The 1,164-nt window shown below is 70.2% G+C and carries 1 protein-coding gene; it reads left to right on the top strand.

All coding sequences use genetic code 11. From position 1 onward, the window contains the following. On the top strand, positions 1-1,153 hold a 1,153-nt coding region (locus ACFSOX_RS23605; RefSeq protein WP_378480262.1), incomplete at its 5' end, for an ISAs1 family transposase. Positions 1,154-1,164 lie beyond the last annotated feature (11 nt).

Raw genomic sequence — 1,164 nt, forward strand, 5'->3', positions numbered from 1 at the left:
GCTCGTCCCCGAGAAGTCGCGCCTGAAGGCGCTGCTCGACCACCTGTCGGTGATCGAGGATCCGCGCGAGCCGTGGCGGGTGGCGCACCCGCTGCCGGAGGTGCTGCTCCTGGTGGTGTGCGGCACCCTGTCGGACTGCGACGACTACGAGGGGATCGCCGAGTGGGGCGCGACGCATCTGTCGTTTCTGCGCCGCTTCCGACCCTACCACCACGGGGTTCCGGGGGCGCGCTGGCTGACCCTGCTGATGAACCGCATCGACCCGGACCTGTTCGCAGCGGCGTTCACGGCGTGGGTGCGGGAGAGCTGGCCGGATCGCCCGAGCTTGATCGCCATCGACGGCAAGACCTCGCGCCGCAGCCATGATCGCGGCGCCGGCAAGGCGCCGCTGCATCTCGTCTCCGCCTTCGCCACCACGCGCCGCCTGGTGCTCGGCCAAGAGGCGGTCGCCGACAAGAGCAGCGAGACCACGGCGATCCCGCTCCTGATCGAGCGGCTCGCCGCCGGCGGCGGTCTCGACGGCACCCTGATCTCGATCGACGCCATCGCCACCAACCCGACCATCGCCACCGCCATCCGGGCCGCCAAGGCCGACTATCTGCTCGCCGTGAAGGCCAACCAGCCGACGCTGCGGGCCGAGATCGAGCGCTTCTTCGCCGCGGCGCCCGCGGCCGAGACCGAGACCGTCACCGACCTCGACAAGGGCCACGGCCGCATCGAGAGCCGCACCGTCACGGTCGCCCGCGAGGTCGATTGGCTGAAGGGGGACCGGCGCTTCCCCGGCGAATTGCGGCTGCCCGACGTCGCCACCATCGTGCGCGTCGCATCGCGCGCCGAACTCGCCGACCGCGGCCGCTTCGAGACCCGATACTACATCTCCTCGGCCGCCCTCTCGGCAACCGCCGCCGCCGAGGCCGTGCGTAGCCACTGGGCGATCGAGAACAGCCTGCACTGGGTTCTCGACGTCACCTTCGGCGACGACCAGTCCCGCCTGCGCAAGGGACACGGCGCCAGCAACATGGCCGTCGTCCGCCACTTCGCCTTCAATCTCCTGCGCGCCGTCACCGACAAGAAAAGCCTCAGGCTCAGGCGAAAGCGCGCCGGATGGGATCCCGAATACTGCGCCCAGATCCTCGGACATCGGACGCGTTAACCTGGATTCGG

The organism is Rhodoplanes azumiensis (genome assembly GCF_042682915.1).
GTDB lineage: Bacteria > Pseudomonadota > Alphaproteobacteria > Rhizobiales > Xanthobacteraceae > Rhodoplanes > Rhodoplanes azumiensis.